We start from the raw sequence: 6,073 nt of genomic DNA on the forward strand, positions 1-6,073 counted from the left end.
TGTCGATACACACCTACAACCCGTGGGCCTTCTGCTCGGCGACCGCCCCGAACTACCTGACGTGGGACGGCTCCATGAACTACCTGCCCGACGGCGACGTCAACCACGCGAACCAGTTGTTCAGCAGTAAGGGCATCCACGTGGCCTGGACCGAGATGGGCGCCACCGTGAAGCCGTACAACGGCGCCGACAACTCCGATCAAGTGGCCAACTACGACTCACACATCGCGTCCTACGCCAAGCAGTTCGGGCAGAAGGTCATGGTGTGGGACAACGGTTCCATCGGTATCGGCGACGACCAATTCGGACTGCTCAACCGCAACACCGCGGCCTGGCAACGACCCAACATCGTCAACCGCCTTTCGGCCGTCTACCCCTGAACCGGCGCTCCCACCGGGTGACGGGCACGACGACGTGGTCGGTGACCTGGATTGGCCAGTCCAGGTCACCGTACCGGCGACCCCAGACGTCTCCCTGACGGCACGGGCATCGTTGACTCGTGATCTGTTACGGGCCTGGCAACTAACGCAGTGCGGAGAGCAGTAGCGCCTGGTGCCTGAGGATCAGCGCGCGGTCGGACCTAGCCCAGGTGATGGCGCTAGTGGCGTGTTCGCGGCGCGAAGCGGCAAGCGTGAAGTCGCCGAGGTTCGCAGTTTCGTTCTCCACGATCTGCGTCTGCACAGTCTTGATCACCCAGGATCTCAGCGGTGAAGGTGGACCTCGGCCCACGTGTGCGGTGCACGGTGTCCCCGATGCGGACGACTTCCTCGGCACTGTGTCCGCCAGCGAGGTGTTCCTCCACCATGGTTCAGATGATCGCCTTGGTCACTGCGGGCGTCAACTTCAGGCTCGCGTTCGCTACCCCTGCCTAGGCTCTACGGGCGAGCAGGTGAATCTCCTGGAACTGCCGTCGGTCGGTGGGCTCAGGCTCGCGAATCATCCGGGCTACCTCGGCCAACCCGGACTTGCGCAGCATCGCGGCGAGGTGATCTGGCGACCACCGATAGGCCGGGGCGACTGTGTGATCGAAGACCTGCGTCAGGTGGGACGTATCGCCGGTTGCCGAAAAGCCGACGAGAAGGTGGGCGCCAGGTGCCAGCACGCGGTGGAACTCCGCCAAGATGGCGGGGAGTTCTTGCGGCGGAGTATGGATGATCGAAAACCGTGAGAGTGCGCCGCTCAATGCGCCGTCAGCGATGTTCAACGCGGCCATGGAGCCCACGTCGAACCGCAGGCCCGGATAGGCCTGTCGAGCCAACTTGATCATCGCAGGTGAGGCATCGACTCCAAACGCCGCCAGCCCCAGTTCGTCCAGATAAGCAGTGATATGGCCAGGCCCGCACCCCAGATCCGCGACTTGACCGTCCCCACTCGCACTGACGACCTCGGCGAAGGCACCCAAGATCGCGCGGTCCAGGGGCCTGTCACGCAGCGTATCGCGGAACAGTTCTGCATAGGTGGAGGCAATAGCGTCGTAAGCCCCGCGGGTGACACCGAGGGCATCGTCTTCGACCATGCTCGCGACAGTAGTTCCTGGCCCCGAGGGCGAGCCGGAAGAATCACGATCTTTCCCCTTTGCCTGGGCTACGGCGGGCTCAGAGAAGACCTGCGTCCGCTGCGCCGGCCTGCGCTGCAAGATTGCGTTCGACCGCTGGACAAGCGAGAGCGGGACGGTTGACCTGCCGCCCATGAGGCACGACGCGGGTCGCGACGGCACTGCCCGCGCGAGATCGGCGAGCACGGTGAGATCCAGGTCACGTCCGGGCCGCTCGCCGCGCCACGACAGCAACTGCCTGCCATCCTTTGCCGTCAGAGGCGCGTAGTTGTACTCGGGCTACGCCAAAATCAATGACAGACGCGATAGCGGACGAGAGGTAGCCCATGGGCATCATCAGTTGGATCGTGTTGGGCCTTATCGCCGGTGTGATCGCGAAGGTCCTCATGCCGGGCAAGGACCCCGGCGGATGCATCATCACGATCCTTCTCGGCATCGGCGGAGCCTTCGTGGGCGGCTGGGTCGGTAAGACGCTCTTCCACGTCCAGCTCGGCAGGTTTTTCGACCTGCGGACGTGGGGCTTGGCCATCGCGGGCGCGCTGATCATCCTGATCGGCTACCGATTGCTCATCGGAGGACGTCGTCGCGACTGATGTCGCCGCACGCCCGGCACCGGCTGCCCACCTGGGCCGCCCCTCCAGTCATGGGACAGTCCCGACGTTCGACGAGGGTGGTTCAGACAAGATCTTGGGGGTGCAGGACGATGCGCCCGTGGGTCTTGCGGTCGGCCAAGGCCTGATAGGCGTCGCGCACGGCGGTGAGTGGGTACGTTGCGGCGATGGGGATGTGCAGGTTGCCGGTAGCGGCGAGGGTGGCCAGTTCGGCCAGTGCCGAGGAGCCGCCGGCGTCGGTCGTTCCGAGAGATTTGACGCCCTTCTCTTTCGCTCCGCGATAGTCGACGACGGTGTCGATGCGGTCTATCGGAACGCCGAGGTTGATGGCGAGGTCGATGTAGCCGCCACCGACGGCGTCGATGAAGGCATCGGCTCGGTCGGTCATGGTGAGGATCCGATCCTGTTCGCCGTCGCCGTACTGGACAGGCTCGATGCCATGGTGCCGGAGCAGGTCGAAATGTGCGTTGCTGGTCAGACCGATCACCCTCGCTCCGGCACGGAGTGCGAGCTGGGCGGCGGTGAACCCGACGCCGCCCGACGCGCCTGAGATCACGATGGTCTCGCCCGGCCGGGGTTCAACCGCCCGGATGGCACCGAGGCCCGCCATCGGTGTGGTGTAGAGCGAGCCCGCCACGTCCCAGGGGAGGGCTTGAGGCTTGCTCACTAGCTGGTCTGCGGGGATGGCGACGAACTGGGCGTGGGCGTCCCAGCTCTGGAGCCAGCCCAGCACCGCGTCACCGACGGTGAAACCGAGCACGTCGGCACCGACCGCCACGACTTCACCGGCGAGATCGCGGCCCGGCGTGTACGAACTGCCGTGCAGCGCCGGTAGCGCCCCAGGGTTGAGCGCACCGGCTTCGACCCGCACGACCGCTTCGCCCGGGCCGGCCATGGGCTCGGGGACGTCCGCGAGGTAGATCCCGCCGATGCCTGAAAAACGGTCGTAACGTACTGCTTGCATCGTGTCTCCTGGTTTGCAAGTGATTCGAGTCGGCCGGATCGCGGGTGAGGACGCTCAGGTATGGCGCAGGAGCGGCAAGAGGATGTCGTCGACGAGATGCGCAACGAAAGCGGCGTCGCACGGTTCGCCCACGACCACGATGCGATGCATGATCACCGCGGGTGCGACCTCGGCAAAGAGTGCTGCCGCCCCGGGCGCCAGTGGCTCGGCCGCTTGGCGAACAAGTCTGTCCGTCATCGCGGTCTCGTCCCGCCGCAGGATCCGCCGCATCGCCTGGGCGAGCTGCGCGTCCTTGCGCATGCCGGCGAACAGGGCCCCGAGCAGACCCACGTCCTGTTCGGAGATGCTCGACGCGAGCCATGCCGCCAGGGAATGCACGTCCTCCCGGAGACTCTCTCCTTCAGGCTGTGGGGGCTTCGCGGGCGCGCGGCGCTCGACCGCTGCGGCGACCAGCGCCGCCTTGTCGCGGTAGCGCCGGTAGATCGTTGTCTTCGCTGCCCCGGAACGCCCAGCTACTGCCTCCATCGAGAGCTGCTCGTATCCCACCTCGGCCAGCAGTGACAGTGTCGCGTCAAGAATGGCCAGGTCACGGTTGGAATCCCGCGGCCGTCCCATCGCCGAGGGCTGAGTCATGCCGCTGGACTCCGAAGTACCCACCCCGCACCTTACTTCCGATACGCTACCGTTTCGTATCGAAAGTACCTTGGTTCGATCCACCCTGCAAGCTGCGGCTTTCGGCGCCAGCCCAACGTCAGGTGTCCGCTCATCGGCATGAGCGGACACCTGAACGTGCGGTGTACTGGCCATCGGAAACGCCTTGCAGGTGCAGATCAGCGAGCTCAGCCGGCTGGTTGTGCATCAGGATCATCGTTACTGAGCCAATGTTCGAGGCTGAGTAGATGGTCGGTGGGGAAGGAACCGGCGTGCCATCGGCGGGCGTACCCGTCCTCGCCGAGTCGAGTCAGTAATGCCCGTCTGCGGTAGCCACCGAGCGAACGAGCACGCGCAGCGGTACGGCGACGTCGGATGCTTTCTCCGCATCGATGGCGTACCTCACGCGGTCGGCTTGGCCGAGATCACGACGCTGCCGTCGGACGCCGATTTGCCTGCGGTAGCCAGCAACGTGACCGGCGAGGTGATTGATCACGCCGAGCACAACCACCAGGTCAGATCCGGCTCACTCAGTGGTGATCTCACCACCTCGGTCGCGGGCACTCAACCCGGCAAAAAGGGCGTCTCAGGAGGATCTACGCCGTGCAATACTCGGCCAGATGATCGGAAGTGTCGGCTGATGGGGTTCAGCGAGCGGGCGCGCAGGGTGCGTGATGGGCGTCTGGCGCATGGCCAACGGGTCGCGGCATTGTGTTCGTGTGTAAGTCTGTACCACCCGATCGGTCACCGAGCGACGTTGAGCTTTCTCGCTGAGCTGGCCGGGCCGTATCAGCGGCACGAGCAGGCTCTGTTGGACGCGTTGGACGCGTTGGAGGCCAGTCGCGCGGTGTGGCGCGTGGAGGCCAGCGGCTACGTGAACTCCCGCGCGAGGCAGAAGCGGCTCGGCCGGCATGTGCCGCCAGATGGCGATCCGCCACGGAGCAGAATGGGTGGGCACTGGTACGCGGCCGTTCCAGACGTCTCTCGACGTGCGGCCGTACACGCGCTGAAGCTGTGGGAGCGGGACCTTCAGCCGGGCTCCGCGAACGACGAGGTTCGGTCCATTGTTCGGTGCTGCATCGCGACCGGCGGCCGGCTCACCGCCGAGCAGCTGGACACCGTTTCGATCCGCCGAACGCAGGACGAGGCCGAGGATGTTCGCTGGCCGATGACTCTCACAGCCTCCGCTACCGGTGCACTGCGGCCAGCCGTCCGGGCGTGACTCGGCCAGCGGCATGTGCGGACGACCAGTCAGGATCTTCGCGATCGATCTGGTCCCAGAGCCGGAAAGTTCTTCGAAGAAATCCGGGCGGCGGTGTCGGATCGGGGTGGTGGTGTTCGTAGCAGCGGTGAGGCCGCCCGCAAGGGGGCGGCGCCGAGGTTAAGGAATCGCGATCATGAAGCTGACGACCATGACTCAGGTCACCATCGATGGAGTGGTGCAGGGAAACGGCGGCGCGTCGGATGAGGACCGCAGGAACGGATTCGAGCGCGGGGGATGGGCCCGCGGGCAGGGCGACAACGAGACCGTCGCGTTCATCAGCCAGACCTACCTGCGCGCCGACGCGTTCCTGCTCGGCCGGCGGACCTATGAGCTGTTCGCCGGCTCATGGGGGACTTTGACGGAACAGGATGTCCCTGGCTGGGAGCCCGTCATGCGGGCGTTGAACACCCAGCCCAAGTACGTGGTGTCGACCACGCTCACCGATCCGGCGTGGCCGGGCACCACCGTCCTGCCCGGCGACCTCGCGACCGCCATCCGAGAGCTGAAGGCTAAGCCAGGGGGTGAGCTGCAGGTGCACGGCAGTGGCACCCTGACCCGGTGGCTGCTGGCGAACGAGCTGGTCGACGAGATGACGATGATCGTCATTCCCGTGGTTCTCGGGCAGGGTGCGCGGTTGTTCCCGGAGACCGGCCCGGATCTTGCGCTCGACCTGGTCGAGTCGCGAGTCGACTCGAACGGCGTGACGATCCAGCTCTACCGGCCGGCCGGGCGCCCGCAGTACTTCGCAACGGCTTGAAGTCCCTGACCGATGTACCACGCTGTCTTGACCCGCACAGGAGATGATCTTCAGATGCAGTATCTGGTTTCCGTGATCGACGACAAGAGCAATCCCGGCAGTACCGACCGGCGGCCTGCCATCAGCGCGTTCAACGAACGACTGATCGCCGAGGGCTACTGGGTTTTCGCGGGCGGACTCGCGGACACCGACGCGGCCACGGTCATCGACAACCGGGGCGAGCAGGCGGTGTTCAGCGACGGGCCTTTCGTGGAGTCGAAGGAGTACCTCG

Annotated in this window: 9 protein-coding genes; 5 read left to right on the forward strand and 4 right to left on the reverse strand. The window is 65.6% G+C overall.

Translation table 11 applies throughout. From position 1 onward, the window contains the following. A partial coding sequence (locus JWQ81_RS33885; protein ID WP_297547876.1) for a cellulase family glycosylhydrolase occupies nucleotides 1–380 on the forward strand: 380 nt, incomplete at its 5' end. Nucleotides 381–522: 142 nt separating this feature from the next. Here JWQ81_RS33885 and JWQ81_RS33890 read toward each other — a convergent pair. Together JWQ81_RS33890 and JWQ81_RS33895 are read right to left on the reverse strand one after the other, a co-directional pair. After that, complete coding sequence (locus tag JWQ81_RS33890) at nucleotides 523–666, reverse strand: hypothetical protein (RefSeq protein ID WP_297547877.1); 144 nt, start codon at nucleotides 664–666, stop codon at nucleotides 523–525. Nucleotides 667–868: 202 nt separating this feature from the next. After that, on the reverse strand, nucleotides 869–1,516 hold the full coding sequence (locus JWQ81_RS33895) for a class I SAM-dependent methyltransferase (protein WP_297547878.1): 648 nt from the start codon (nucleotides 1,514–1,516) through the stop codon (nucleotides 869–871). 365 nt (nucleotides 1,517–1,881) lie between these two features. Here JWQ81_RS33895 and JWQ81_RS33900 point away from each other — a divergent pair, with 365 nt between their 5' ends. Next, the gene (locus tag JWQ81_RS33900; RefSeq protein ID WP_297547879.1) at nucleotides 1,882–2,148 is read left to right on the forward strand and encodes a GlsB/YeaQ/YmgE family stress response membrane protein; all 267 of its coding nucleotides are present in this window, start codon (nucleotides 1,882–1,884) and stop codon (nucleotides 2,146–2,148) included. Nucleotides 2,149–2,230: 82 nt separating this feature from the next. On the opposite strand, the gene JWQ81_RS33905 is transcribed toward JWQ81_RS33900, so the two are convergent. Both JWQ81_RS33905 and JWQ81_RS33910 read right to left on the reverse strand, forming a co-directional pair. Next, a complete protein-coding gene (locus JWQ81_RS33905; protein WP_297547880.1) occupies nucleotides 2,231–3,130 on the reverse strand; it encodes an NADP-dependent oxidoreductase in 900 nt (299 codons plus the stop codon). A gap of 54 nt (nucleotides 3,131–3,184) precedes the next feature. Further along, on the reverse strand, nucleotides 3,185–3,787 hold the full coding sequence (locus JWQ81_RS33910; protein ID WP_297547881.1) for a TetR/AcrR family transcriptional regulator: 603 nt from the start codon (nucleotides 3,785–3,787) through the stop codon (nucleotides 3,185–3,187). 409 nt (nucleotides 3,788–4,196) lie between these two features. Here JWQ81_RS33910 and JWQ81_RS33915 point away from each other — a divergent pair, with 409 nt between their 5' ends. The 3 genes from JWQ81_RS33915 to JWQ81_RS33925 all read left to right on the forward strand — a co-directional run. Beyond that, a complete protein-coding gene (locus tag JWQ81_RS33915) occupies nucleotides 4,197–5,003 on the forward strand; it encodes a hypothetical protein (protein ID WP_297547882.1) in 807 nt (268 codons plus the stop codon). A 175-nt stretch (nucleotides 5,004–5,178) separates the two neighbouring features. Next, nucleotides 5,179–5,802 carry a dihydrofolate reductase family protein gene (locus tag JWQ81_RS33920; RefSeq protein ID WP_297547883.1) on the forward strand — a complete coding sequence of 208 codons (624 nt, stop codon included), beginning with the start codon at nucleotides 5,179–5,181 and terminating at the stop codon, nucleotides 5,800–5,802. Nucleotides 5,803–5,856: 54 nt separating this feature from the next. Further along, nucleotides 5,857–6,073, forward strand: a 217-nt coding sequence (locus JWQ81_RS33925; RefSeq protein WP_297547884.1) for a hypothetical protein, incomplete at its 3' end; no start/stop codon positions are given.

This window comes from Amycolatopsis sp., assembly GCF_025464955.1.
Classification (GTDB): domain Bacteria; phylum Actinomycetota; class Actinomycetes; order Mycobacteriales; family Pseudonocardiaceae; genus Amycolatopsis.

Excerpts from the sequence above, each read along its gene's own strand:
- JWQ81_RS33895 (WP_297547878.1), bottom strand. The coding sequence starts at position 1,516 with ATGGTCGAAGACGATGCCCTCGGTGTCACCCGCGGGGCTTACGACGCT.
- JWQ81_RS33900 (WP_297547879.1), top strand. The coding sequence starts at position 1,882 with ATGGGCATCATCAGTTGGATCGTGTTGGGCCTTATCGCCGGTGTGATC.
- JWQ81_RS33905 (WP_297547880.1), bottom strand. The coding sequence starts at position 3,130 with ATGCAAGCAGTACGTTACGACCGTTTTTCAGGCATCGGCGGGATCTAC.
- JWQ81_RS33920 (WP_297547883.1), top strand. The coding sequence starts at position 5,179 with ATGAAGCTGACGACCATGACTCAGGTCACCATCGATGGAGTGGTGCAG.